The 26,614-nt window shown below is 32.5% G+C and carries 19 protein-coding genes; 10 read left to right on the forward strand and 9 right to left on the reverse strand.

Features of this window, described 5'->3' with window-relative positions:
* Nucleotides 1-182: 182 nt before the first annotated feature.
* The 4 genes from AB3G36_RS10640 to AB3G36_RS10655 all read left to right on the forward strand — a co-directional run bounded on the left by AB3G36_RS10640 (nt 183) and on the right by AB3G36_RS10655 (nt 6,483).
* Complete coding sequence (locus AB3G36_RS10640) at nt 183-3,098, forward strand: FAD-binding and (Fe-S)-binding domain-containing protein (RefSeq protein ID WP_367752541.1); 2,916 nt, start codon at nt 183-185, stop codon at nt 3,096-3,098.
* Nucleotides 3,099-3,369: 271 nt separating this feature from the next.
* A complete protein-coding gene (locus AB3G36_RS10645) occupies nt 3,370-5,328 on the forward strand; it encodes an amino acid permease (protein ID WP_367752543.1) in 1,959 nt (652 codons plus the stop codon).
* A 91-nt stretch (nt 5,329-5,419) separates the two neighbouring features.
* Nucleotides 5,420-5,917: an N-acetyltransferase family protein gene (locus AB3G36_RS10650; protein WP_367752545.1), complete on the forward strand. Its 498-nt coding sequence runs from the start codon at nt 5,420-5,422 to the stop codon at nt 5,915-5,917.
* Between the two features lie 38 nt (nt 5,918-5,955).
* The gene (locus tag AB3G36_RS10655) at nt 5,956-6,483 is read left to right on the forward strand and encodes a PaaI family thioesterase (RefSeq protein ID WP_367752547.1); all 528 of its coding nucleotides are present in this window, start codon (nt 5,956-5,958) and stop codon (nt 6,481-6,483) included.
* Between the two features lie 75 nt (nt 6,484-6,558).
* Here the strand turns inward: AB3G36_RS10655 and AB3G36_RS10660 are convergent, their stop codons facing one another.
* Nucleotides 6,559-7,758, reverse strand: a complete 1,200-nt coding sequence (locus AB3G36_RS10660) for an aminotransferase class I/II-fold pyridoxal phosphate-dependent enzyme (protein WP_367752549.1) — start codon at nt 7,756-7,758, stop codon at nt 6,559-6,561.
* A 21-nt stretch (nt 7,759-7,779) separates the two neighbouring features.
* Nucleotides 7,780-8,412 carry a MarC family protein gene (locus tag AB3G36_RS10665; RefSeq protein WP_367752551.1) on the reverse strand — a complete coding sequence of 211 codons (633 nt, stop codon included), beginning with the start codon at nt 8,410-8,412 and terminating at the stop codon, nt 7,780-7,782.
* 159 nt (nt 8,413-8,571) lie between these two features.
* On the opposite strand from AB3G36_RS10665, the gene AB3G36_RS10670 reads away from it, so the two are divergent.
* Together AB3G36_RS10670 and lpdA are read left to right on the forward strand one after the other, a co-directional pair.
* Nucleotides 8,572-9,030, forward strand: a complete 459-nt coding sequence (locus AB3G36_RS10670) for an Lrp/AsnC family transcriptional regulator (RefSeq protein WP_367752553.1) — start codon at nt 8,572-8,574, stop codon at nt 9,028-9,030.
* A 152-nt stretch (nt 9,031-9,182) separates the two neighbouring features.
* Nucleotides 9,183-10,586, forward strand: coding sequence for a dihydrolipoyl dehydrogenase (lpdA, locus tag AB3G36_RS10675; RefSeq protein WP_367752555.1), 1,404 nt, complete (start codon nt 9,183-9,185; stop codon nt 10,584-10,586).
* A 62-nt stretch (nt 10,587-10,648) separates the two neighbouring features.
* Here lpdA and AB3G36_RS10680 read toward each other — a convergent pair whose 3' ends face one another.
* Both AB3G36_RS10680 and AB3G36_RS10685 read right to left on the reverse strand, forming a co-directional pair.
* Nucleotides 10,649-11,026: a DoxX family membrane protein gene (locus AB3G36_RS10680; RefSeq protein ID WP_367752557.1), complete on the reverse strand. Its 378-nt coding sequence runs from the start codon at nt 11,024-11,026 to the stop codon at nt 10,649-10,651.
* Nucleotides 11,027-11,063: 37 nt separating this feature from the next.
* Nucleotides 11,064-11,468, reverse strand: a complete 405-nt coding sequence (locus AB3G36_RS10685; protein WP_367752559.1) for a VOC family protein — start codon at nt 11,466-11,468, stop codon at nt 11,064-11,066.
* 132 nt (nt 11,469-11,600) lie between these two features.
* Between AB3G36_RS10685 and AB3G36_RS10690 the strand changes: the two genes are divergently transcribed.
* The 3 genes from AB3G36_RS10690 to AB3G36_RS10700 are packed head-to-tail and all read left to right on the forward strand — an operon-like array spanning nt 11,601 to nt 16,278.
* Nucleotides 11,601-12,887 (forward strand): anthranilate synthase component I family protein, encoded by a 1,287-nt coding sequence (locus AB3G36_RS10690; protein ID WP_367752561.1) that lies wholly within the window; start codon nt 11,601-11,603, stop codon nt 12,885-12,887.
* Nucleotides 12,888-12,934: 47 nt separating this feature from the next.
* On the forward strand, nt 12,935-14,245 hold the full coding sequence (gene tilS / locus AB3G36_RS10695; RefSeq protein WP_367752563.1) for a tRNA lysidine(34) synthetase TilS: 1,311 nt from the start codon (nt 12,935-12,937) through the stop codon (nt 14,243-14,245).
* Nucleotides 14,245-16,278: a protein-disulfide reductase DsbD family protein gene (locus AB3G36_RS10700; protein WP_367752565.1), complete on the forward strand. Its 2,034-nt coding sequence runs from the start codon at nt 14,245-14,247 to the stop codon at nt 16,276-16,278. Before tilS ends, AB3G36_RS10700 begins: the two co-directional genes overlap by 1 nt.
* Before the next feature lie 298 nt (nt 16,279-16,576).
* Here AB3G36_RS10700 and AB3G36_RS10705 read toward each other — a convergent pair whose 3' ends face one another.
* The 5 genes from AB3G36_RS10705 to tsaD all read right to left on the reverse strand — a co-directional run bounded on the left by AB3G36_RS10705 (nt 16,577) and on the right by tsaD (nt 21,748).
* A complete protein-coding gene (locus AB3G36_RS10705; protein ID WP_367752567.1) occupies nt 16,577-17,527 on the reverse strand; it encodes a zinc metalloprotease in 951 nt (316 codons plus the stop codon).
* 350 nt (nt 17,528-17,877) lie between these two features.
* Complete coding sequence (locus AB3G36_RS10710; protein ID WP_367752569.1) at nt 17,878-18,828, reverse strand: zinc metalloprotease; 951 nt, start codon at nt 18,826-18,828, stop codon at nt 17,878-17,880.
* A 533-nt stretch (nt 18,829-19,361) separates the two neighbouring features.
* Nucleotides 19,362-20,000, reverse strand: a complete 639-nt coding sequence (locus AB3G36_RS10715) for a DUF4159 domain-containing protein (RefSeq protein WP_367752571.1) — start codon at nt 19,998-20,000, stop codon at nt 19,362-19,364.
* A 14-nt stretch (nt 20,001-20,014) separates the two neighbouring features.
* Nucleotides 20,015-20,722, reverse strand: a complete 708-nt coding sequence (locus AB3G36_RS10720) for a 16S rRNA (uracil(1498)-N(3))-methyltransferase (protein ID WP_367752573.1) — start codon at nt 20,720-20,722, stop codon at nt 20,015-20,017.
* Between the two features lie 3 nt (nt 20,723-20,725).
* Nucleotides 20,726-21,748 (reverse strand): tRNA (adenosine(37)-N6)-threonylcarbamoyltransferase complex transferase subunit TsaD, encoded by a 1,023-nt coding sequence (gene tsaD / locus AB3G36_RS10725; RefSeq protein WP_367752575.1) that lies wholly within the window; start codon nt 21,746-21,748, stop codon nt 20,726-20,728.
* Nucleotides 21,749-21,934: 186 nt separating this feature from the next.
* On the opposite strand from tsaD, the gene AB3G36_RS10730 reads away from it, so the two are divergent.
* The gene (locus tag AB3G36_RS10730) at nt 21,935-26,386 is read left to right on the forward strand and encodes a translocation/assembly module TamB domain-containing protein (RefSeq protein WP_367752577.1); all 4,452 of its coding nucleotides are present in this window, start codon (nt 21,935-21,937) and stop codon (nt 26,384-26,386) included.
* Nucleotides 26,387-26,614 lie beyond the last annotated feature (228 nt).

Raw genomic sequence — 26,614 nt, forward strand, 5'->3', positions numbered from 1 at the left:
GGTGGGCAGAGCGACCAAAGGAAGCTCCTGAACACGCCTAGAAAAAGGATTTGAGACCCAAAAGGGTGTAGCGGATGGTGGGAATTGCTCCTGAAAATAAAAAACGAAAGGAGTGTTAGAATTTGTGATTAGGTAAAGGACTATTATTTATATTTGTACATTATCTAAAATACTGCCATTTCATGTCAATTTTCCAACAGTTCGAATCATTATCCCAATCGCTGGACGGTACACTTTTATACGACACACTTCATAAAATTTTATACGCAACAGATGCATCGGCCTACCGAATCATGCCTGAAGCTGTGGCTTTGCCCAAAACAACTGAGGATATTGTGAAATTGATGCATTTTGCTAGGGAACACAAAATTTCGTTGACACCTAGAACAGCTGGAACTTCACTGGCGGGACAAACGGTTGGTAGCGGAATAGTAGTGGATGTTTCAAAACATTTTACGGACATTGTTTCCTTTGATGTAGCCAAAAAAACAATAACGGTTCAGCCTGGTGTCATTCGGGATGAGTTGAATTTATATTTAAAACCGCACGGATTATTTTTTGGCCCTAATACGTCCACTTCCAGTAGATGTATGATTGGTGGAATGGTGGGGAATAACTCATCAGGAACCACATCGATTCGATACGGAGTGACACGCGATAAAATTGTCGAGATTAAAGCTGTTTTGAGTGATGGATCTCAAGTGGTTTTTGGCGAATTGAGTTCGGAGGCTTTTATCGAAAAAACCAAAGGGGATTCTTTGGAAAATGCTATTTACCGAAAGTTATACGAAGAATTATCAGTAGTTGCGACCCAAGAAGAGATTAAAAAGGAATATCCAAAACCAGAAATTCATAGAAGAAATACGGGTTATGCGGTAGATATATTGTTAAAATCCGATTTGTTTTCAGGAAACGAACCGACAATCAATGTGGGTAAATTACTTTGTGGTAGCGAAGGAACACTGGCTTTTACAACTGAGGTTACGTTGAAAGTCGATGATTTACCACCAACGAATAATGTGATGGTGGTAGCTCATTTTCATACCATTCAGGAAAGTTTAGAAGCTGTTGTGACCGCGATGAAACATCATTTATATACTTGTGAAATGATGGATGATACGATATTAAATTGTACCAAAACCAACAGAGAACAAGCTAAGAACCGATTTTTTATACAAGGAAATCCGAAGGCGGTGATTATGATGGAAGTGGGGTCTTATGTAAGTATGGAAGATGCCGAGGCGCAAGCCAATGCGCTAATAGCTGATATGGAGTTGCATAACTTTGGGTATACTTTGCCTAAAATTTATGGTGCTGATATTGATAAAATAAATGAATTGCGTAAGGCTGGTTTGGGGCTTTTAGGTAGTATTGTAGGCGACAATAAAGCAGCTGATTCTATTGAAGATACTGCAGTAGAATTGAGTGATTTGCCTAATTACATTGCCGATTTTTCTGCTATGATGGCACGCCACGGTCAAGAAGCGATTTATTATGCTCATGCTGGAGCAGGAGAAATTCACTTGCGTCCAGTTTTGAATTTAAAAACAAAGGAAGGCGTTTATCAATTTAGAAACATTGCTACCGAAGTAGCCGTTTTAGTCAAAAAATATAGAGGTTCCTTGAGCGGAGAACATGGTGATGGAATAGTGCGAGGAGAATTTCTTCCATTTATGATTGGGGAGAAAAACTATGATTTACTAAAGCGCATTAAGTTAGCATTCGACCCGTATTGGGTTTTAAATATGGGAAAAATTGTTAATGCCTTGAAAATGGATGAAAACCTCCGTTTTGAACCAGGAAGAGAAGAGCCAGAAATTCAAACCATTCAGGATTTCTCCGATAGTATGGGGATTTTAAGACTGGCAGAAAAATGCAACGGTTCAGGAGATTGTAGAAAACCAGCATCTGCAGGAGGAACGTTATGTCCGAGTTATCGCGCTACCAAAAATGAAAAAGACACCACGCGTGCTAGAGCCAATGCTTTACGGGAATATTTAACGCAATCAGAAAAAGATAATAAATTCAATCATAAAGAACTGTACGAAGTATTTGAATTGTGTGTAAGCTGTAAAGCCTGTGCCAGCGAATGCCCGTCTAATGTAGATGTAGCTTCATTAAAAGCAGAGTTTTTATACCAATATCAAAAAGCAAATGGTTTTACGCTTCGAAATAAAATTTTTGCCAATAATGCTAAACTAAATAAGCTAGGAAGTGTATTTCCAGCGTTGACTAATTTTATGGTCAATCAGCCTTTAGTGAAAAAAGGGATGGGAGTAGCTCCAAAAAGAGAAGTGCCTTTACTAGCACCAAAATCATTTAGAAAATGGTTAGAAAGTAATAAGTCAAACAAAAAAACGGATTCGTTTGTAAACGGGCAAGTGTATTTGTTTTGTGATGAGTTTACCAATTATTATGATGTTCAAGTAGGAATTGATGCTTTTGAATTATTGACAGAATTGGGTTACGAAGTACTAGTTGTTGATCATGAAGAAAGTGCTAGAGCGTATATATCTAAAGGTTTTCTAGAAGAGGCAAAATCCATTGCCAATAAAAATGTTTCAATTTTTGCACCGATTGTAACAACTGAAATCCCATTAATAGGAATAGAACCCTCAGCAATATTAACTTTTAGAGATGAGTACTTACGACTAGCTGATGATAAAGTTGCAGCCGAAAAGTTGTCTAAAAACTGCTTGACTATTGAAGAATTTTTCAAAAGAGAAATCGATGCTACTAAAATTCATTCAGACCAGTTTTCGAAAGAAGGAAAACAAATTAAAATTCACGGACATTGCCACCAAAAATCATTGAGTACTATTGAAGCTACATTTGCAATGTTGAACGTGCCTAAAAACAATAAAGTAACCATTTATAATTCAGGTTGTTGTGGTATGGCGGGTTCTTTTGGTTATGAAAAAGAGCATTATGATATTAGTATGCAAATGGGGGAGGATACTTTATTTCCTAAAATCAGAGCTACAGAACCTAGTATCGCTATTGCAGCGGCAGGAACAAGTTGTCGTCATCAAATTTATGATGGAACAAACAGAAAAGCACAGCATCCTGTTACTATATTGAGAAGTTGTTTGAAATAATTTGGATAGAAGCAGGCCTTTTAAAAAGATAAAAAATAAGATGTTTCTTTTATTAAATTTTTATTATCTTTTAAATAATAGTTATTGACTTTTTAATTCTGTTAAAAATGAATTTTTGACTTATTTTAACTATATAATAAAAAATATACTCTAAAATAACCGATAATTAAAATTGTTTTATACATTTGGATTTTGAATAAAACTTGCATTATTGTTAGAATAATGGCAAACAATTTACAAGATATTAATTTTTAATAAGAAATTACGACCTATGGCACTATCCAGTTTATTTAGAAAAAAAACAGTGCAAGATATCTTGGCACAGGTAGAAAAAAATAATGCTGACGGGCACAATGCATTAGGAAAACATCTTAAAGCACGAGATTTGGCTGCTTTTGGTATCGCTGCTATAATTGGTGCGGGGATTTTTAGTACCATTGGTAAAGCTAGTTTTGATGGTGGTCCAGCAGTAATATTCTTGTTTTTGTTTACTGCTATTGCCTGTAGTTTTGCTGCTTTTGCTTATGCCGAATTTGCATCCATGGTCCCAGTTTCGGGTAGTGCATATACCTATTCCTACGTGGCTTTTGGAGAATTAATAGCTTGGATTATTGGTTGGGCATTAATCATGGAATATGCTATTGGAAATATAACGGTCGCCATATCGTGGAGTGATTACTTTACGAGTTTGATGGAGAACATTATAAACAATCTCAATCATCATTACCATCTTAAATTACAGGTTCTAGCCGATTGGGCTCAAATGGATTATTTAACGGCTTCTAACGGTTTTAAAGATGCGACTGCTTTAATGCAAGGCGGAAAGTCTTTTGAGAATTTAAATACGGGACTACAATCTGCTTATATGGCTTGGACCACTGCGCCAACAATAGGTTCTTTCCATTTTGTTGCTGATTTACCGGCTCTATTTATTATTGTTTTGATTACAGCCTTAGTATATCGTGGGATGAAAGAATCACGTAATGCCAGTAATATGATGGTATTAGTAAAACTGTGTATTATTCTATTGGTAATTGCAGTAGGTGTTTTCTACATCGATATTGATAATTGGACTCCTTTTGCTCCAAATGGAGTGAGTGGTGTATTGAAAGGAGTTTCGGCTGTTTTCTTTGCCTATATTGGTTTTGATGCGATATCAACTACTGCAGAAGAATGTGAAAATCCACAGCGTGATTTACCCAAAGGAATGATGTGGGCTATTATTATTTGTACTGTTTTGTACATTATAATTGCTTTAGTTTTAACAGGAATGGTGAGCTATGCGGATTTGAATGTGGGGGATCCTTTACTGTTTGTTTTCAAAAAATTAGATTTAAAAATCATGTCGGCTATTATTGGAGTTAGTGCCGTAATTGCCATGGCGAGTGTATTGTTAGTTTTCCAAATGGGACAACCGCGTATCTGGATGAGTATGAGTCGTGATGGGCTGTTGCCAAAACGATTTTCAAGGGTACACCCAAAATACAAAACCCCTTCTTACGCAACTGTAGTAACTGGGTTTGTAGTGGCTATTCCTGCTTTGTTTTTGAATTTAACTATGGTAACTGACTTATGTAGTATAGGTACTTTATTTGCCTTCGTATTGGTTTGTGCTGGAGTTTTAGTTTTGCAAAATAAGAAAGATATTCCTCGAGGGAAATTTAAAACACCGTATGTGAATTCTAAATATGTAGTTCCTTTTATGCTGGCTGCAGGAATATTCTATGCGTTACAATTTAACCATAAAGGAACAATGGATTTTCTAACTAATGAAACCCAAATTAATAAAGCGGAAGATATTATTACTTCATTGAATAAAGAAGAATCTCAAAAAGTGTATGCCTATCTCGTAAGTATAGACACAGACAAGAATAGTGTAGGTAAACCAGATTTAGAAAATTTATTGAGTAAATACCAAGACGATGATGCAAAATACGCTACCGTTGTTGCCGGTTTACCAATTGATACTAACTTAAAATACGAAAGTGGTTTTAGCTTGTTCAAACATAAAATTCCAATGTGGATTTTCCTATTCGCCTTAATTGGATTGACAATTTGGTCTTTCAAAGATAATTTATCATTAATTCCGTTATTAGGATTAGTAAGTTGTTTGTATATGATGGCCGAATTAAGCGTTTGGAACTGGATCTACTTTACTATTTGGTTGCTAATCGGTTTGGTGATTTACTTTGGCTTCAGCCGAAAAAATAGTAAACTCAGTCATTTGTAGTTTTCTAAAACTAAGATCTTTTATAGAAACCGTTTTGATTGATTTCAGAACGGTTTTTTATTAATGTAGCCAAATTAATACAAAATTAAACATGATTAATTCAACCCAAATAAGAAAAGCCACAAAAAATGATTTTGATTCAGTATGGGAAATTTTCAAAGAAGTGATAAAAACAGCCGATACTTATGTTTTTGATCCCACTACTCCCAAAGAGGATTTAAATAAAAATTGGTTTGCTCCTTATATGGATACTTTTGTGGCTATTGATGAAAATCAAGCAGTTTTAGGAACTTATATTATCAAACCCAACCAAATTGATTTGGGTAATCATATTGCCAATTGTAGCTATATGGTCAACCCTAAATGCCATGGTAAGGGAACAGGAAAACTATTGTGTGAGCATTCCATAAAATTTGCAAAAGAAAAAGGTTATTTGGCAATTCAGTTTAATATTGTTGTCAGTACTAATCTAGCAGCAGTTGCATTGTGGCAAAAGTTTGGTTTCGAAATCATAGGTACAACTCCTAAGGGTTTTAGACATAAAACGTTGGGACTTGTAGATACTTATATCATGTATAAAGAAGTGTAAAAAAAATAATATAGAATTATATAATAAGCAATAAAAGAATGTCAGTATATAAAAAATTAGCCAACTTAGGAGGCAGGTTCATAGGGAAAAGCAAACTCTTTAAATATGGTTTCAATTATTCACCTATGTATCGTAGGAGCACGGCGAGGATTGTAAATATATCAGAGGATTTGTTGAATGTAACCATTAAACTTCCTATTAGTTATAAAAACAAGAATTATGTAAACTCCATATTTGGCGGGAGCATGTTTTCAGCAGTAGATCCTATTCCTATGATTCAATTGATGCATCTTTTGGGTGATGATTTTGTGGTTTGGGACAAGTCGGCCGAAATATATTTTAAGAAACCAGCTAAAGAAAATTTGTATGCTGATTTTAATTACACCGTTAAAGAAGTAGAGGAGATATTAAGTAGAGTGGCAACCGAGAATGAAATTGAAGTTACTAAGGTGACTCAACTTACTAATCTTGATCGTACTACTGTTTATTGCGAAGTTAAAAAAACGATTTACATTGCCGAAAAATCTTTCTTTAGAGAAAAAAAGAGATTGAGAAACCGAGAATAACACTTGAATTAAAATTTGAAATCCGCTCAAGATTGCTCTCAAACGGATTTAACCAAAGTAAACAACTAAAAAAAATTATAAGATAGAAAGTTCCTGCATGCAGGTTTTCATCATTTGATACGTTCTTTCAATGTCATTGTCTAGACCAATTGAGAACCGAATTAAACCATCTGTCAATCCCATTTCGGCTTGCTCATCAAGAGGAATTTCACTTGATGTGGAAGTTCCAGGAGCGCTAAACAACGTTTTGTAAAATCCTAAGCTTACCGCTAAGTATCCTAAATTGCGCGCTTGCATTAACTCCATTAATTCATTGGCTTTCGCCAAAGTGCCTACGTCTAGTGTCATCATTCCTCCAAAACCATATTCGGGATTTATCATCGATGCATATAGTGTATGACTTGGATGGCTAGCTAAACCAGGGTAAACCGTCTTTAAACCGTCTTTTTCAAAACGGGCTGCTAAGTAAGCCGCATTGTGGCTGTGTTGTTTTATTCTCAAATGCAACGTGCGCATATTTTTCATGACACTCGCGGAGCGCATGCTGTCCATTGTAGGGCCAAGAAGCATACTTGCACCACTATTTACATCTTTTAAACTATTTATAAATTCTTGCGAAGCGCAAGTCACACCACCCACTGTATCGCTACTTCCGTTGATGTATTTGGTTAATGAATGAATTACAATATCAGCACCAAGTTTTATTGGAGTTACAGATAAAGGTGAAAAGGTATTGTCCACCACTAACTTTAAATTGTGTTTTTTTGCAATTTTAGACAATCCAGCAATATCAGCCACTTCTAGTAAAGGATTACTTACTGTTTCACAATAAAGTACTTTAGTATCTGGTGTGATAGCTGCTTCAACCACATCTAGTTTTGTAATGTCTACAAAAGTAGTTTTGATCCCTAGTCGCGGAGCAAAATTTTTCAAGAAAGCGTACGTTCCGCCATAAATTGTTCTACTTGAAACGATATGATCACCAGCTCCACATAGTTGTAACAAGGTAGGCGTGATGGCTCCCATTCCTGATGCAGATACATTAGCGGTTTCTGTCCCCTCCATCGCTGCTAGCGCTTTGTCCAAATATAAATTACTAGGCGAGGAGTGACGCGAGTACAAGTAGCAGCCTTCCATGTTTCCTTCAAAAGTATCAAACATGGTTTTTGCTGATAAAAAGGTATAAGTCGAAGAGTCAGAAATCGATGGGTTTACACCACCAAATTCGCCAAAATACTGTAAGTCTTGAATGTTGTCTGCAGGGTTGAATTTCATGTTGGTTTATTTTTTTGATTATTATTTTATAATGTCGAGTATAATTGGCTTTAAGCCACTAAAAAAGAATTCTACAGCAATCACCATTACTATAAGTCCCATTAATCGCATCATGACATTGATTCCCGTTTGCCCGATGAGTTGAATGATTTTTGTTGAACTTAATAAAATGAGATAGGTTGTGAAAACAACTATTGCGATTGTAGTTAAAAGGATTATTATTTTGGCATAAGTATTGGCATCCTCCATTAAAACAATAGCATTGGTAATGGCGCCTGGTCCACAAATCATAGGAATAGCCAATGGGGTAATTGAAATATCATTGACATATGTTTTTACTTCGTTTTTTTTAATTTTTACAGCACTTAATCTCGCCTGTAACATATCCATTCCCATCATAAAGAAAATAACGCCACCCACCACTTTAAAACTATTAACAGAGATTCCGAAAAATTTAAAGAGGAGTTGCCCTGATAATGCAAAAGCTATAATGATAATAAAAGAAACTAAAGATGCTTTTTTGGAAGTGTGATTTCTTTCCTGATCCGATAAGTCGTTGGTCATGGTTAAAAAAATCGGCATGGTACCCAATGGATTAATCAAGGTAAAGAAAGAGGTCAAACATAAAAGTCCAAAAGTGATTAATTCATCCATTATTTATGGGTTTATTTATTAATGTAAAGTACGTTTATATAGTTTTTATTATCAATATTTACTGTTTAACTTAGTTTTTTAAATTACTATATCCGTTTTTAATAGATTTTTTTTCTATTTTTGATGTGATTTAATGGCTTTCGCCAAAAAAACTACAAAATGACATTAGACCCAACCGATAAAAAACTGCTCTTTTTACTACAAACCGATAGTAAAAGAACCAATAAAGAATTGTCATTAAAGCTCAATCTTTCCGTTACTGCGGTTTATGAACGTATAAAAAAATTAGAGCGCGAAGGGATTATTGATAAGTATGTAGTTGTTCTTAATAAATCAAAAGTAGAGAAGGGCTTTGTTGTTTTTTGCCATTTAAAACTCATTCAACATTCGCATGAATTTCTAACGCATTTTGAAAGTGAAGTGGTAAAGCTCCATGAAGTGTTAGAATGCCACCATGTAAGTGGTGATTATGATTATATATTAAAAATTGTTGTAAAAGACATGGAAGCTTACCGAGAATTTTTGGTGACCAAATTGACTACACTGCAACACATAGGTAGTACACAAAGTACTTTTATGATAAGTGAGGTAAAAAACACAACTGTGGTAACGATTTGATATTTTTTTTTCATAATAACACCAATTTTAAAGATAAATAATCAGTGTTAGCCCAAAATCTTAACAAAAAAGCTCGAACTTTAAACTTTAAACAAAACTTAATTCCTTAATTTTGTAGCTCGAAAAATTAATATACATATAAAAAATATACTATGAGTTCATTTGACGTAGTCATTATAGGTTCTGGTCCAGGAGGATATGTGTCAGCAATTCGTTGTGCACAACTAGGTTTCAATACAGCAATTATCGAGAAATATTCCACATTAGGCGGAACTTGTCTTAATGTAGGATGTATTCCTTCTAAAGCTTTATTGTCATCTTCACATCATTATGCTGAAATAGCACATTTTGCTGATCATGGAATCGAACTTTCAGGGGAAGTAAAAGTAAATTTGGAGAAAATGATTGCTCGTAAACAAGCAGTTGTGGACCAAACTTCAGGAGGTGTAAAATACCTAATGGATAAAAACAAAATTACAGTATTGGAAGGAATGGGATCTTTTGTAGATGCGACTCATGTTGCCGTTGCAAAAGCGGATGGAACAACTGAAACAATTGAAGCTAAAAACATCATTATTGCTACTGGTTCTAAACCATCTTCTTTACCTTTTATCAAAATTGATAAAGAAAGAATCATCACTTCTACGGAAGCATTAAAATTACCAGAAGTTCCTAAACATTTAGTGATTATTGGTGGTGGAGTTATTGGTATTGAATTAGGTCAAGTATATTTACGCTTAGGAGCGCAAGTTTCAGTAGTGGAATACATGGATCGTATTATTCCAGGAATGGATAGTTCATTATCTAAAGAATTGACTAAAGTATTAAAGAAACAAGGAATGAAATTCTACGTTTCTCATAAAGTAAAATCGGTTGAAAGAAATGGTGATGCTGTAACTGTTCAAGCTGAAAATGCTAAAGGAGAAACCATTACTCTTGAAGGTGATTACGCATTAGTTTCTGTAGGGCGTCGACCTTATACAGACGGATTAAATGCAGATAAAGCAGGAGTAAAAATTTCTGATAGAGGACAAGTAGAAGTAAATGATCATTTACAAACTAATGTTTCTAATATCTATGCTATTGGTGATGTAGTTCGTGGAGCAATGTTAGCACACAAAGCAGAGGAAGAAGGAGCAATGGTTGCTGAAATCTTAGCAGGGCAAAAACCACATATTGATTACAACTTGATTCCAGGTGTGGTGTATACTTGGCCAGAAGTGGCTGCAGTAGGTCAAACAGAAGAGCAATTAAAAGCTTCTGGAGTTGAATATAAAGTAGGAAGTTTTCCTTTCAAAGCATTAGGTCGTGCTAGAGCAAGTGGAGATTTAGATGGATTTGTAAAAATTCTTGCCGATGCAAAAACAGATGAAGTTCTAGGAGTTCATATGATTGGAGCTAGAACAGCTGATTTAATCGCTGAAGCAGTGGTTGCAATGGAATTCAAAGCATCAGCCGAAGATATTTCAAGAATGTCACATGCACATCCTACTTTTGCGGAAGCAATAAAAGAAGCGGCATTAGCAGCTACTGATAACAGAGCATTACACGTATAAATTTACGTTTTGGATATATAAAAAAAACCGCTTAAAGCGGTTTTTTTTGTGCCAAAATTAAATTATTCAGCTCTAAATAAACCTTTATAGTTTTCCCAATGAGAGAAGATTAAAAATACATTACCTAGAAATACAAAGATGGCCAGAGGTAAGTTCTCTGGTGTTAGGAAGTAATTAATTAATAGAATATTGATTGTTACAGGTAGTATTACAAGGTTGGCTAAGGTCATGTATTTCCCTGTGACAAAGGATAATCCACTTAATAATTCTACTATTTTTGCTAATGGTAATAAATAAGTTGAAGCGACTAGGCCAAGTTGGAATGCCTTGAACTCTCCTGTTGAAGCTACTTCGGGAGTTAGGTGAAAAAAATAACTAATTGAAGTGTAAAGAAACAAAAGTCCAAGCATAATCCGAATAATAATGGTAGCAATTTTCATAATATTTAGGTTTAATTGGTTAAATAACTAAAATGCATTATTGTGGAATCTCACTTTCATTCATATAAAACAGGTCCCATTGATGCCCGTCTAAATCTGCAAAACTATGTCCGTACATCCATCCATAATCTTGCGGTTCCATATATTGCTTTCCACCAGCTTCAATTGCTTTTTTTACCAGTTCATCTACTTTTTCTCTGCTTTCAAGATCTATGGAAAGTAAGACTTCGGTATATTTTTGTGCATTACAAAGTTCTTTTTTGGTAAAGTCTTTAAAACGTTCTTCTTGTACAAGCATTGTAAATATATTTTCTCCAACAATCATACAAGCTGATTTATCGTCAGTAAACTGAGGATTAAAAGTAAAACCTAGCTTAGAAAAAAATATCTTTGATGCCTCTAGGTTTTTAACAGCTATATTTATGAATATTTTACTAGCCATAATTCAATCCTTTTAAAGTGATTAAATTCAGTATCTTACTGTAAATTTACAAAAAAAATGGACTGATTTTTCTTATAATGATATATTAAAGCTTTTTTTTTATCGTAATTTTGAGTTTTAAAGAAAATATTTTTGAGAACATCAGTTTATAAGTCCATTTCAAAACCAAAATTGTTCAAAAAACAACTTTTAATTTGGTCCCAACAATTCCGTGAAATTACTTTTATGGATAGTAATGATTACCCACAGGAATATTCAAATTACGACTGTATTTTGGCCGTTGATGCGCTTACTTCGATAAAAACGGATACTCATAATGCCTTTGAAGATTTAAAACAATACCAACAAATCACTAAAGATTGGATTTTTGGTTACTTGTCCTATGATTTGAAAAATGATGTAGAAGAATTGTATTCTAATAAATATGACGGATTAGATTTTCCTGATTTATTTTTCTACCAACCCAAAAAAATATTTTTGTTAAAAGGAGATCAGCTTGAAATGCAGTATCTCAATATGTGTGATGATGAATTGGAAGAAGACTTCGCTGAAATATTTGAAAGTGTAATAGTAGAAGAGCAAAAAGAAAATACGCTATATATTCAACAACGCGTTTCTAAAGAAGCTTATCTAGAAAAAGTCTCCAAAATGCTAGATTATATTCATCACGGAGATTTGTATGAGGCCAATTTTTGTATGGAGTTTTATGCTGAAAATACTAGTATAAATCCGTTAGAAAAATTTTTAAAACTCAATAAAATTTCGCAACCACCTTTTGCCGTTTTTTTTAAAAATAACACTCAATTTTTATTGTCTGCTTCACCTGAACGGTATTTGAAAAAAGAAAATGAAAACCTAATTTCTCAACCGATTAAGGGAACAGCTAAGCGTTTTTTAGATCCTGTTGAAGATGAACTTTCTAAAAATAATCTCGCTTTAGACCCAAAAGAAAGGGCCGAAAACATTATGATCACGGACCTCGTTAGAAACGATTTATCGCATACAGCTCAAAAAGGTTCCGTTGTAGTAAAAGAGTTATGTGGGATGTATTCTTTTATGCAAGTACACCAAATGATCTCTACTGTTACTTCCAAATTGGATTTTCAATATTCTGCAATTGATGCCATTAAATCGACTTTCCCAATGGGAAGTATGACCGGTGCTCCCAAAATTGCTGCGATGAAAATTATTGAAGAACTCGAGGAAACAAAACGTGGGATGTATAGTGGAGCAGTTGGGTATTTCACTCCAAATGGCGACTTTGATTTTAATGTAGTTATTCGTAGTATTTTATACAATCAAGAAAAAAAATACGTTTCTTTTTCTGTGGGAAGTGCTATTACATCGTTATCAATTCCAGAATCAGAGTACGAAGAATGTTTACTCAAAGCAAAAGCCATGCGCGAAGTTTTGGAATAAGTGAAATTCATAAATCGATTTCAGATTTTAATCTTTATTTTTGAAGCATGTTAGATAAACTTAAAAATCATATTGCGCATCACTTTCCCTTTTTGGAAAATAAAAAACTTTTTCTGGCTACAAGTGGTGGTTTGGATAGTATGGTGATGGCTCATTTATTTCAGCAATTGGACTATAAAATAGCTTTGGCACACTGTAATTTTCAGTTGAGGGGAGTAGAGAGTTTTGGAGATCAAAAATTTGTTCAAGATTTCGCTGAAGCAAATGAGATTCGCGTTTTTATAACGCAATTTGATACTCAGGCTTTCGCCAAAGATTACAAACTGTCTACTCAGGTTGCAGCAAGAGATTTGCGATACAATTGGTTCTATGAACTTTTAGAAACCGAAAACTATGATTATATCCTCACAGCACATCATGCGGATGATAATATTGAAACCTTCCTGATTAATTTGAGTAGAGGAACAGGACTAGAAGGTTTAACTGGTATTCCAGCTGAAAACGGAAATATTATTCGGCCGCTTTTGTTATTTTCTAGAGAAGAAATTGCTCATTATGCTGAAGAAAATAAGATTGAATGGCGTGAAGACAGCAGCAATGCCTCAGATAAGTATTTACGAAATAAGATTCGTCATGATTTAGTTCCTTTATTAAAAGAACTGAATCCACATTTTATTGAATCATTTCAAAAAACACAATCGTATTTGCAAGAATCAGCAGCGATGGTAGAAGACGCTTCTATCATGGTATATCAACAAGTAGTGCGACAAGAGGAAGATGAAATGCATTTTAATTTGAACCAGTTAAAGCGATTGCCTAATTATAAATCGTATTTGTACCAATGGTTGCATGAATTTGGTTTTTCGGCTTGGGATGATGTTTATGATTTGGTGGATAGCCAATCTGGAAAACAAATTTTTTCATCAGAATTTAGATTATTGAAAGATAGAGATTCTTTAATTCTAAGTCCAATCAATTTTGAAACTGAAAACGAAGAATATTTTGTCGAAAAAGGAATCAAAGACGTTAAGATTCCCTTAAATCTTTCGTTTTGTAAAGTAGATGACATTTCCATTAGCTCAAATACGGCTATATTTGTTGATGAAGATAAATTACATTATCCTTTAAGTTTACGTAGGTGGAAAGAAGGGGATAATTTTCAACCTTTTGGCATGGAAGGCAAGACTAAAAAACTAAGTAAGTTTTTTAAAGATGAAAAGTTTTCCTTATTAGAAAAAGAAAATTGCTGGATTTTATGGTCTGGTGATTCCATTGTTTGGGTTATCGGTTACAGACAAGATGAACGTTTTAGAATAAATAGTACGACACAAAATATATTAAAAATAGATTTAGAATAATGAAGAAAATTATTTTTTTACTACTTACTTTTTTGGCTTTTGCCAATGTAAATGCACAAATTTTGGATCCCGTTAAATGGACTACTAAAATTGAAAAAAAATCAGAGAATACCTATCTACTAACTTTTAATGGTGTTATAGAAAAAGAGTGGCATATGTATTCGCAATTTACACCTGATGGGGGACCACTGCCATTGGAAGTGATTTTTAAAAATGCAAATGAAAATTTTAGTCTTGTAGGCAAAGCCAAAGAAAGTAAAACTCGTACGGCTTACAATGATATTTTTGAAGTCAATGAAACCTTCTTTGAAAGAAAAGCGCAAATTCAACAAGAAATTAAGATCACAAATTCAAAAGTTTCTAAAGTTGAAGCCGAATTGAATTATCAAGTTTGTAAAGAGGTTTGTATCAATTTAGAGAAAAAATTTACTTTTGTAATTCCAGCAAATGCAGTCACAGCAGTAGCAGAAACTCTAAAAACAGAAACAGATGCAGCTCCTGCTTCATTAGATACTATAAAAGAAGACACTTTGGCTCCAAGTCTTGGTGCCAGCAATATTATGGAAGCTACTCCTGAAAAAACGGTGGAAGCAACTCCAAAACCAGATTCTAAAAGAGGACTTTGGTCGATCTTTTTTATTGCTTTCCTTTCAGGGTTCGCCGCTTTGTTGACGCCTTGTGTATTCCCAATGATTCCTATGACGGTAAGTTTCTTTACTAAACAAAGTAAAACAAAGGCTAAGGGAATCAGAAATGCTATTATTTACGGAATTGCTATTATTGTTATTTACGTGATGTTAGGATTTGTAGTAACCTGGGTTTTTGGTGCTGATGCGCTGAATGCTTTGTCAACAAATGTGTGGTTTAATATTATATTCTTTGTTTTATTGGTTGTTTTTGCAGCATCATTTTTAGGGGCTTTCGAAATTATGTTGCCTAATTCTTGGGCCAATAAAGTAGATAATCAAGCTGATAGAGGCGGAATGATTGGTATATTATTTATGGCATTAGCGCTAGCTATTGTTTCTTTTTCTTGTACGGGACCTATTGTAGGGACTTTATTGGTTGAAGCAGCTTCAAAAGGAGGTATTGCACCAATTGTTGGGATGTTTGGGTTTTCTTTGGCTTTAGCCTTACCTTTTATGCTTTTTGCAATGTTCCCAGGCTGGTTGCATTCTTTACCAAAATCAGGGGGATGGTTGAATACTGTAAAAGTAGTTTTAGGATTTTTGGAACTGGCTTTGGCTTTCAAATTTTTGTCGAATGCTGATTTAGTTTTACAATTACATTTATTAGAAAGAGAAGTATTCTTGGCGATTTGGATTGCTATTTTTGGAACGTTAGCATTCTATTTATTCGGTAAAATTACCTTACCACATGATAGTCCATTAACACACCTTTCGGTAGGAAGACTATTAATGGGATTGGTTGTTTTAAGTTTTACTATTTATTTAATTCCTGGACTTTGGGGAGCTCCATTAAAAATTATTAATGCTTTCCCACCTTCTATTGAATACAGTGAAAGTCCTTTTGGTATTGGAAGTTCTGGAAGTAATTCAACAGTAGTTTTACCAGAAGGTGCTAAAAGTGGACCTCATGGAATCGTAGTTTTTGATGATTATGAAAAAGGATTGGCTTATGCTAAGTCAGTTAATAAACCTATTATGCTAGATTTTACAGGTTATGCTTGTGTGAATTGCCGTAAAATGGAAAATAATGTTTGGTCTGATTCGACTATTTTACCTATTCTAAATAATGATATTGTATTGATTTCTTTATATGTAGATGACAAAAGGGATTTGCCAAAAGACCAACAATTTGTATCGAAAACAACGGGTTCAACAATTGAAACAGTAGGTGATAAGTGGACTGATTTCATGATCTCTAAATACAAAACCAATACACAGCCATTGTATGTTTTAACTGATTTAGAAGGAAATAGTTTAAATCAAACGACACCAACTATAAGTTATGTATCTATTTCAGAATATGAATCATGGTTAAAATTAGGGATTGCCAATTTTAAAAAATAAGTAATTGATTTATAAATGAATAGTTTGTTTTAATTAGTAAAAACAAAAAAACGTCTCTAAATGAGGCGTTTTTTATATCAACTTATAAAATTAATTACAAATCAAGCTAAGGCCTATTGTATTTTATCATGAATAGCAATCATAAAATTTTCGTCCCGTTTATTTTAAATAAAATTTAGATGTAAAATAAATTGAAATAACAGCAACCAATACAAGCAGTTTGGAAAGTCACAGTAAATAAAAAGAGGTCTCAAAATATATTTTGAGACCTCTTTTTATTTATTAAGTTTAAAAATTATTAGATACGAAAACCTGATCTAACACCACCAGAAACAAATATGGCATCCATTCTTGATTTTTGTCCATTGGTAAACATATACATTCCGGGATCATCAGTATAATCCATGTAATTCATCGTCATTTCAACTGGAGTTCCGGGACAAGTACTATAATGAGGGTAAACTGGTACACCATAATTTGCAGTGTTATGCGTAGGAGTATCAGATACTAAATCATCTCCACAAGTTGCATCACCCCAAATATGACGTAGGTTCATCCAGTGACCTACTTCGTGAGTTGCAGTTCTTCCTAAGTTGTAAGGTGCATTTGCTGTACCTGACAAACCAAAGTAGTTTGGATCAATTACTACTCCATCAGTAGCGCTTTTACCTCCAGGGAATTGTGCGTAACCTAAAATTCCACCACCAATTGTACAAACCCACATATTAAGCTTGTTTGAAGGTGACGTAGGGTCTAATCCTCCTTTTTTCGTACTTTTCATAGCATCTCTAGTACCCCAAGAAGTTTTTTTAGTCGATTTTCTATTGATTGTTTCTAAGACAAATGAAATCCCTACATTCGCTTTGTCTCCAGAAAATAAAGCAGGAACATCATTATAGTCTGAATTTCCAGCATTAAAATCTGCATTCAAAACATCTATTTGGGATTGAATTTGTGCATCAGAAATATTTTCTTCTGCAGTTTTATACAATACATTAACTACTACTGGTATTTCAATTTTTCCGTTTACTAAACGACCTGTCAGCATAGTTTTTTGTATGGACTGTTCTATTTGATTCATCCTTAAAGCTAATGTTGGGTCAGCTGCTAATTGTGCTTCAAGTACATCTTGTGATGCACATTTACGCTGCGTAATTGCGTTTGTAGAAAGAGAACTTGCATCTGAGGATTCATTTTGGCAAGAAAATAGCATCATGCATGCCACGGCTGATAAAATAATTTTTTTCATAATGGTTTGTTATAAATTAATGATTTTGGTTAATAGAATAACAATTTTATAACATTTTTGTCTAAAATAAAAATTATAGTTAATAAAAAAGTATTTTATTATTCATGCCGATTGTATTATTAAAAGTTTTTTTTAATTTTTAGATCTTTATTTCATTAGTATAATGCAAATGTATATCGGTATTATAAAGATACAGCTTTTTTTAAACTTTAATGAACTTCTGATTTTCTCTAAAGTTTTTTTCTTATACATTTTTAATTTAGTAATAGTATTCTTAAATCTTTTATTTTAAATTTTCACAAAAAAAACTCGCTAACAAGTAGCGAGTTTAATTTGGGAATGGTTAAAATCTAGATTCCAAAACCAGCTCTTGCTCCTCCAGAAACAAATAAAGCTGTCATTCTTGATTTTTGACCGTTTGTAAACATGTACATACCTCTATCATCAGTGTAGTCCATGTAATTCATTGTCATTTCATTGTGAGCAGGTAAACAAGTGCTTACGTATGGGTATGTTGGTACGCCAAAGTTTGAAGTTTTGTGAACAGGTGTATCAGCAACTAAGTCATTACCACAAGATGCATCACCCCAAATATGTCTTAAGTTCATCCAGTGACCAACTTCATGACTAGCTGTTCTTCCTAAGTTATAAGGATAACTAGCAGCGCTTGATAATCCAAAATAATTAGAATCAATAACAACTCCATCAGTAGCACTTGATCCACCTGGGAATTGAGCATATCCTAGAATACCTCCACCAATAGTACAAGCCCACATATTAAGTGTATTTGCTGGTGATGTAGGGTCTAATCCTCCTTTTTTTGTGCTTTTCATTGCATCTCTTGTACCCCAAGAGGTTTTCGTAGTTGATTTTCTTTTGATTTGAACTAATTCAAATGTAATACCAACATTTGCCGCAACTCCTGCAAACTCAGCTGGAGTACTACTGAAGTCAGCATTAGTTGCTGTATAATCTTCATTTAAGACATCAATTTGTGATTGTATTTGTGCATCTGAAATATTCTCAGCAGCTGTTCTGTATAATACATTTACAACAACAGGAATTACAATTTTACCATTTACTAGACGATTGGTTAACATCGCTTTTTGGGTAAAAGCCTCAATTTGATTCATTCTTAAAGCTAATGTAGGGTCAGCTTTTAATTGTTCAGCAAGTACATCTTGTGAAGCACATGCTCTTTTTGCCATTGCGTTTGTAGCTGCAACAGTCGATTCTGTTTGGTCATTTTGGCAAGAAAATAGCATTAAGAATGCCATTGCGGATAAAATTACTTTTTTCATAATAATAATTGGTTTTGTTATAAAAAATTGATTTTGGTTAATAATACCGCAATTCTATAACAAAATAATTAAATAAAAAAATTTTTTAAAATAAATAAATTAACAAGAATTTATGAGTGCTTATTTGACGGGCTTTTTTGAATAAAACATTCAAAATATAAAATAAAAAAATAGGATTAATCTTACTAAATATAAAATACAAACGTCTTTAATCGGCTTTATCGAACACTTTGACTGTTATGAATTGTTGTTATAAAGTATTTATTCAAACATATTATAGAACAATTCAACATATTTTCATGAAAATCATCCATTTATTTTAATTTTGTACTGGATTTTTTTAAGGAGTTCATTTAATTTTTATGCTAAAAAAAATAAATTTTAACTAGGAGTACTTATTTTTAAGTAGCAGAAGAATTATCTCTTTATATTTTAAACATAATTTTTAGAAAACAGAATTTGTTTTATGTTGTAAATAGGTTGTAGTTTTAAATGTAATTCTCTTTTTTGGAGATTTATGCAGTATATAGTTATCAATTATTAAAAATATAATTGATAATATTGGCACCCATTTTTAATGCTTTTTCACGTACAGGGATTGGATCATTGTGCACTTCTGGATCCTCCCATCCATCTCCTAAATCGCATTCATAGCTATAAAGTAAAACAAGTTTATTTTCTATAAAAATGCCAAATGCTTGTGGGCGTTTTCCATCATGTTCATGAATTTTAGGTAATCCATTGGGAAACGAAAATGGTTTTTGAAAAATGGCATGAGTAGATGGAATTTCTATTAATTCGTTATTTGGAAATATTTTTTTTATTTCTTTTCTGATATATTGATCCATTCCATAATTATCATCAATATGGATAAAACCTCCTGCACTTAAATATTTTTTAAGATTACTAACTTCAGCGTCATTAAAAATGACATTTCCATGGCCAGTCATATGAAGGAAAGGATAGGAGAAAATAGTAGGACTTCCAGGCTCAACTGTAGCTGGTTTTGGATTTATTTTTGTGTCGATTGTAGCATTACAGTATTTAATTAAATTGGGTAAAGAAGTGGGGTTTGCATACCAATCCCCACCGCCATTGTATTTAATTAATGCGATTTCTTGAGAAAATGAAGAAATAGAGATTAACAGTAAAACTGAATATATTTTTTTCATAATTCTTCAAAAATTTAATCTTCATTAAAGAATGCAACACTATGACAAGCTACAATAGCAGCCGTTTCGGTTCTTAATCGAGTAGTTCCTAAGGTAACGGGAATAAACTCACTGGCTATTGCTAATGCAATTTCTTTTTCGGAAAAATCACCTTCTGGTCCTATTAGTATAGTAAGGTTTTCATTAGGCTTTAATACCGATTTCAATGATTTTTTATCTGTTTCTTCACAGTGCGCTATCAATTGTAACCCTTCGTTTTTTTGTTTAACAAATTCTTTAAAAGTGATGGCATTATTTAATTTTGGGAGATACAGTTCATTTGATTGTTTCATCGCGGCCAAAATAATTTTCTCAAATCGTTCTTGATTAACTACTTTTCGCTCCGAGTGATCACAAATGATTGGAGTTATTTCTTGAACACCAATTTCAGTTGCTTTTTCCAGAAACCATTCATATCGATCATTCATTTTTGTAGGAGCTACAACTAAATGTAAATGTACTTTTGAAGGTGCTTTTTTTGTAGCAGATATTATTTTAACAGTACATTTGTTATCAGAAGCTAATGTGATTTGTGTTTCAAATAAATCCCCTAAACCATTTGTAACATATAATATATCAGTGTCTTTTTTTCGTAAAACTTTTATGATATGTTTGCTTTCTTCTTTGTCAAAAGCGAAGTTTTCAGTAGTTGCGTCAATATTTGGATTGTAAAATAATTGCATAGTTTAAAATTGTATTCGTGCTTTTGAAACTACAGATGAAGTTTCGAATTTTTGTGATAAAAACTTTTGATAACCTACAATTCCAATCATTGCAGCATTATCGGTTGTGTATTCAAATTTAGGAACAAAGGTTTTCCAACCGTATTTTTGTTCGGCTTCTTTCAAAGTATTTCTAATTCCAGAATTGGCCGAAACGCCACCACCAATTGCAATTTGTTTTATTCCGGTTTCTTTTACGGCTAATTTTAGTTTATCCATCAAAATTTCAATGATGGTATATTGTATGGAGGCACAAATATCATTCAGATTTTCGGATATAAAATCAGGGTTTTCTAATTTTTTCTTTTGAATAAAATATAAAATTGCTGTTTTCAATCCAGAAAAGCTAAAATCGAGTCCAGGAACTTTTGGTTTTGTAAAAGCAAATGCTTTAGGATTTCCTAATTGTGCATGTTTGTCAACTAAAGGACCGCCTGGATAAGGAAGGCCCAGTATTTTTGCACTTTTGTCAAAAGCTTCTCCAACTGCATCGTCCGTTGTTTCTCCAATAATTTGCATATCAAAGAAATCATTGACTTTTACGATTTGTGTATGTCCACCACTAATTGTTAAAGCTAAAAATGGGAAACTTGGTTTATCGTAATTTTCTTCTGCTATAAAATGGGCTAAAATATGGGCATGCATATGGTTTACAGCAACTAAAGGAATTTGTAATGCCAATGCCATAGATTTAGCAAATGAACTGCCAACAAGTAATGACCCCATTAATCCGGGACCTTGGGTGAACGCAATTGCTGAAAGTTGTTCTTTTTTAATATTTGCTTTTTGTAGTGCGGCATCAATTACGGGTACTATATTTTGTTGATGAGCACGTGAAGCTAATTCAGGAACTACACCTCCATATTGGGTATGAATCAATTGATTTGCTACAACATTTGACAGTACTTTGTCGTTATGTAATACGGCAGCAGCTGTGTCGTCACAGGAGCTTTCGATAGCAAGAATAAAAACCTCGGAATTTTGCATAAAAAGGCACAAATTTTGGATTATATTTGACAAACCGATTTTTTTTTTTTTTATTTTTACGGCGCAGCCAAAATTAAAGAATTTTTATTAAAGGTGCCGCTCTTTCCTAGGGCAAAATAATTATTTAGAAAAAATATAATAACAAAGGGTATCAAAAAATTCATTAAAATAATTTTCCGCATAATTTTGGGGCTAATTCTATTGCTGTTAGTGCTTGGTATTGCTCTTTCTTTGCCTTTTGTCCAAACTAAAATTGCACAATATTTTACCAATTCGATCAATAAAGATTATGGAACTAATATTGCTATAGATGAAGTTAGAGTTTCTGTTTTTGGTGGGGTGAAATTCAAAAAAGTCATCATTCTGGATCACCATAAAGATACTTTGATTTATTCAAAAATAGTTAATACCAATATCCTTGAAGGAAAAAAAATATTAGATGGAGATTTAATTTTTAAAGATATTCATTTAGAGGGATTGTTATTTAAGCTGAAAACGTATAAAAATGAAAAAGAAAGTAATATTGATAAATTCATCAATGCCTTTAATACAGGAAAACCTTCTGGTAAACATTTTTTGCTAAAAGCAAATAATGCCTATATTACTGATGGGCATTTTATCTTAACAGATGAAAATAAAAGCACACCTAAACAACTTGATTTTACTAAACTAAATACAACTTTAAGTGATTTTTTATTATATGGTCCAGCTGTTAAAACTATAATTAATAAAATGTCATTTTTAGATCATCGTGGTCTATATGTTGCCAACTTAAGTTCTAAGTTTAGTTATACAAAAAAGAATATAAAATTAGAAGAGCTAAAAATTGAAACAAAAGAGTCAAAAATTGATGCGGATGTTTATCTAAATTATAAAATTGAAGATTTTGCAAGTTTTACAGATAAAGTTCAGTTTGATGTAAAAATCAATTCATCTAAGTTAGGATCCAATGATCTTAGAATTTTTTATGATGAACTCGGTAAAAATCAATATTTTAATATAAAAGCCAATATTAAAGGAGCTTTAAATAATTTAAAGATTACTCGTTTGAATCTGATTGATTCTAACAAAACAAAAATGATTGGAGCGATTAATTTCAAAAATATTTTTGGAGCAGAAGATCAGAAGTTTTTAATGGATGTAAATTTTACTTCTTTTTCAAGTAGTTATGATAACTTAGTCACTATACTTCCTAATTTTTTAGGAAAGAAACTACCAATTGAAATTAAGAAATTAGGTAAATTTTCTCTTGTTGGTACTACTCAATTAACTAGTACAGCAATTGATGCGGATTTTTCATTAGATTCAGATTTGGGAAAATTGGAATCTATCTTGAGTATGACTCGAATTGATTTTATTGATAAAGCTTCCTATTCTGGTAAAGTGATCTTAGATGATTTTGATGTTGGGGAGTTGCTCGAACGTAAAGATCTTGGTAAAATAAGCATGAATATTGATGTTGATGGAGTAGGTTTTACTGAAAAATATTTAAATACTTCCCTCAAAGGTGATATAACAAAAATTGATTTTAATAATTATACCTATACTAATGTTGTAGTAAACGGTAAATTTAAAGCTCCAAATTACAAAGGCCAAATTTCTGTAAATGACCCAAATTTAAGTATGAATTTTGATGGCTTATTGAACTTAAGTAAAAAAGACAATAAGTATGATTTTCATATAAATGTTGAAAATGCAGACTTAAATAAATTAAAACTAGTAAAGGATTCTGTTTCTATTTTTAAAGGGGATGTCATTGTTCAAGTAACAGGAAATACAATTGAAAACCTTCAAGGGAATGTATATATTAAAAAAACATCATATCAGAATGTCAAAGACACTTATGTTTTTAATGATTTTAATATTTATTCTAGTTTTGATAATGAAAGAATACGCACAATAACTGTAAATTCACCAGATATTGTTGAAGGTGAGATTATTGGAAAATTTCAATTTAGTCAATTAGGAAATTTAGTAAAGAATTCTTTAGGAAGTTTGTATACTAATTTCAAACCCAACAAGGTAAACAAAGGACAATTTCTAAAGTTTAATTTTACCATATATAATAAAATTATAGAAATTTTTTATCCCGAAATTGCAATCGCCGCTAATACAATTGTAAAAGGGAATATTAAGTCGGATATTCAAGAGTTCAAGCTTAACTTTAACTCACCGCAAATTGTAGCATCTAATAATATTTTTGATAACATCAGAGTTGCAATAGATAATAAAAACCCGCTATATAATGCCTATATAGAATTAGATAGTATTAAAACAAAATATTATAAAATTCGAGATTTTAGTTTAATTAATGTTACTATGAAAGACACGTTGTTCTTTCGTTCTGAATTCAAAGGAGGTGTTAAAGGGGAAGATTATTTCAATCTGAATTTATACCATACCATTAATAAGAATAATGATAATGTTGTTGGGATTAGTAAATCAGAGATGAAATTTAAAGATTATCTATGGTATTTAAATGAAAAAGATGCTCCTAACAATCAGATCGTTTTTGACAAGTCCTTTAAGAATTTCAATATCGATGATATTATATTGTCTCATGAAAACCAAGCTATTTCACTAAAAGGAAAAATTAAGGACGATACAAATAAGGATTTGAAACTTAGTTTTAAGGATGTTGATTTGTTTAAAATAACACCCGAAAATGATAAATTTGTTTTTAACGGAAATATAAATGGAGAGGTTGATTTTAAGCAGAATAATGCTATTTATAAACCCACGGCTTCATTAGTAATTGATCATTTAAACATAAACAAAACGGATTTAGGGGTTTTGAATTTTGATATTGAAGGGGATCAAAATTTAGAAAAATTTTCTATTAATTCCTTTTTAGAAAATGAGAATCTAGAGTCTTTTAATGCGTATGGAAATTTTGAAATAATAAACAAGGAAACAGTTCTAGATTTAAAATTAAAATTTGACAAATTCAATTTAGGCGTCTTAAGTTCGATAGGCGGGGAGGTAATGACAAATATTAGAGGGTTAATATCAGGAAATGCTTCTATTGGAGGAAACTTGACTAAACCTAAAATAAACGGTCGTCTTTATGCTGATAATACAGGAATGACAATTCCTTATTTGAATGTAGATTATGTATTAAATGATAGGTCAATAATTGATTTAGTAGATGAGAAATTCTTGTTTAGAAACAATACAATCACAGATTCTAAATTTGATACAAAAGGTACTTTGAATGGTAGTATTGAACACAATAATTTTGCCGATTGGAAACTGGATTTAGCGGTAAATACGAAAAGGTTACTTGTTCTAGATACGCAAGATAGAGAAGATGCAGCGTATTATGGTACTGCATTTATAGATGGTGATGCTACAATAAAAGGGCCTACCAATGGATTGTTTATAAAAGTTAATGCAAGATCGGAAAAGGGTACTGCGGTTAAAATACCTATTAATGATGCAGAAAGCGTCAGCGATAATAATTTTGTTCATTTTTTAACTGCCAAAGAGAAATATAATATTGAAAGAGGTATTGTCGATTATGGTAGAAAATACAAAGGGTTAGAGTTAGAGTTTGATTTGGATATTACACCCGATGCAGAAGTTGAAGTGATATTAGATAGGAATTCTGGTCATGGTATGAAAGGGAAAGGGTATGGGTCATTATTATTTAAGATAAATACGTTAGGTAAATTTAATATGTGGGGGGATTTTCAGCCGTATGAAGGAAGTTATAATTTCAAATATGGGGGACTTATCGATAAAAAATTTGATGTTAAAAAAGGAGGTTCTATTTCGTGGGAAGGAAATCCAATGAAAGCACAATTAAATTTAGAAGCTGTCTATAAAACAATTGCAAATCCTGCTGTGTTATTAGAAAATTCCTCTTTTAACAGGAAAGTACCTGTAGAAGTTATCATTGGTATTAGAGGAGATTTAGCTAGTCCTGAACCTGATTTTAATATCGAATTCCCTACGGTTAGTAATGTATTAAAATCCGAGATACAATATAAATTGAATGATAAAGATGTGAGGCAAACGCAGGCATTATACCTATTGTCTTCTGGTGGATTTTTAAGTCCTGAAGGAGTTAATCAATCTGATTTTTCAGGAAGTTTATTTGAAACAGCATCCAGTTTGTTAGGTGGAATTATAAAATCTGAGAATGAAAAATTTAAGGTTGGACTTAATTACATTTCTGCTGACAAAAGAATTGGTAGAGAGACTGACGGTCGTTTTGTAGCGACAATTTCCTCAAAAATTAATGAAAGAATTACTATAAACGGAAAAGTGGGGGTACCATTTGGAGGAATTAACGAATCTGCTATTGTTGGGGATTTAGAAGTTCAATATAGAGTAAATGAAGATGGAACGCTTAATTTACGCCTCTTTAATAGAGAGAATGATATTAATTACATAGGACAGGGGATTGGCTATACTCAAGGTTTAGGGGTTTCTTATGAAGTAGATTTTGATACTTTTAAAGAGTTAGTGAACAAGATATTTAAGAATCATAAATTAGGAACTACAAATTCTTCAAATGATGTTTATCAAGACTCAAACTTGGCGCCAGAATATATTAATTTTTCTAAGCCGAAGGAATCTAAAAAAGAAGAGCTAAATAAAAATCAAGACGCAATCATTCCAGAGGAAGATTAATTTTTTTAGTTTGTAAACAGTAGTTGATCTTTATAGAAGCCTCTTTGTGATGTCTTTTTCCTTTTTATTAATTTTGAAAATTAATAACACTTCCTTTTAAATATTTTTAAGATTGAATAGCCATAATTGAATTTTATAAAAATTTGGTAAAATTCTAACTAATTTTAATAATTCAGATGTTTGATTTTATATTCTTTAAAATAGTGAGAAGTGCTTTTTTATGGTTAA

It is taken from the genome of Flavobacterium sp. WC2430 (assembly GCF_040822075.1).
GTDB lineage: Bacteria > Bacteroidota > Bacteroidia > Flavobacteriales > Flavobacteriaceae > Flavobacterium.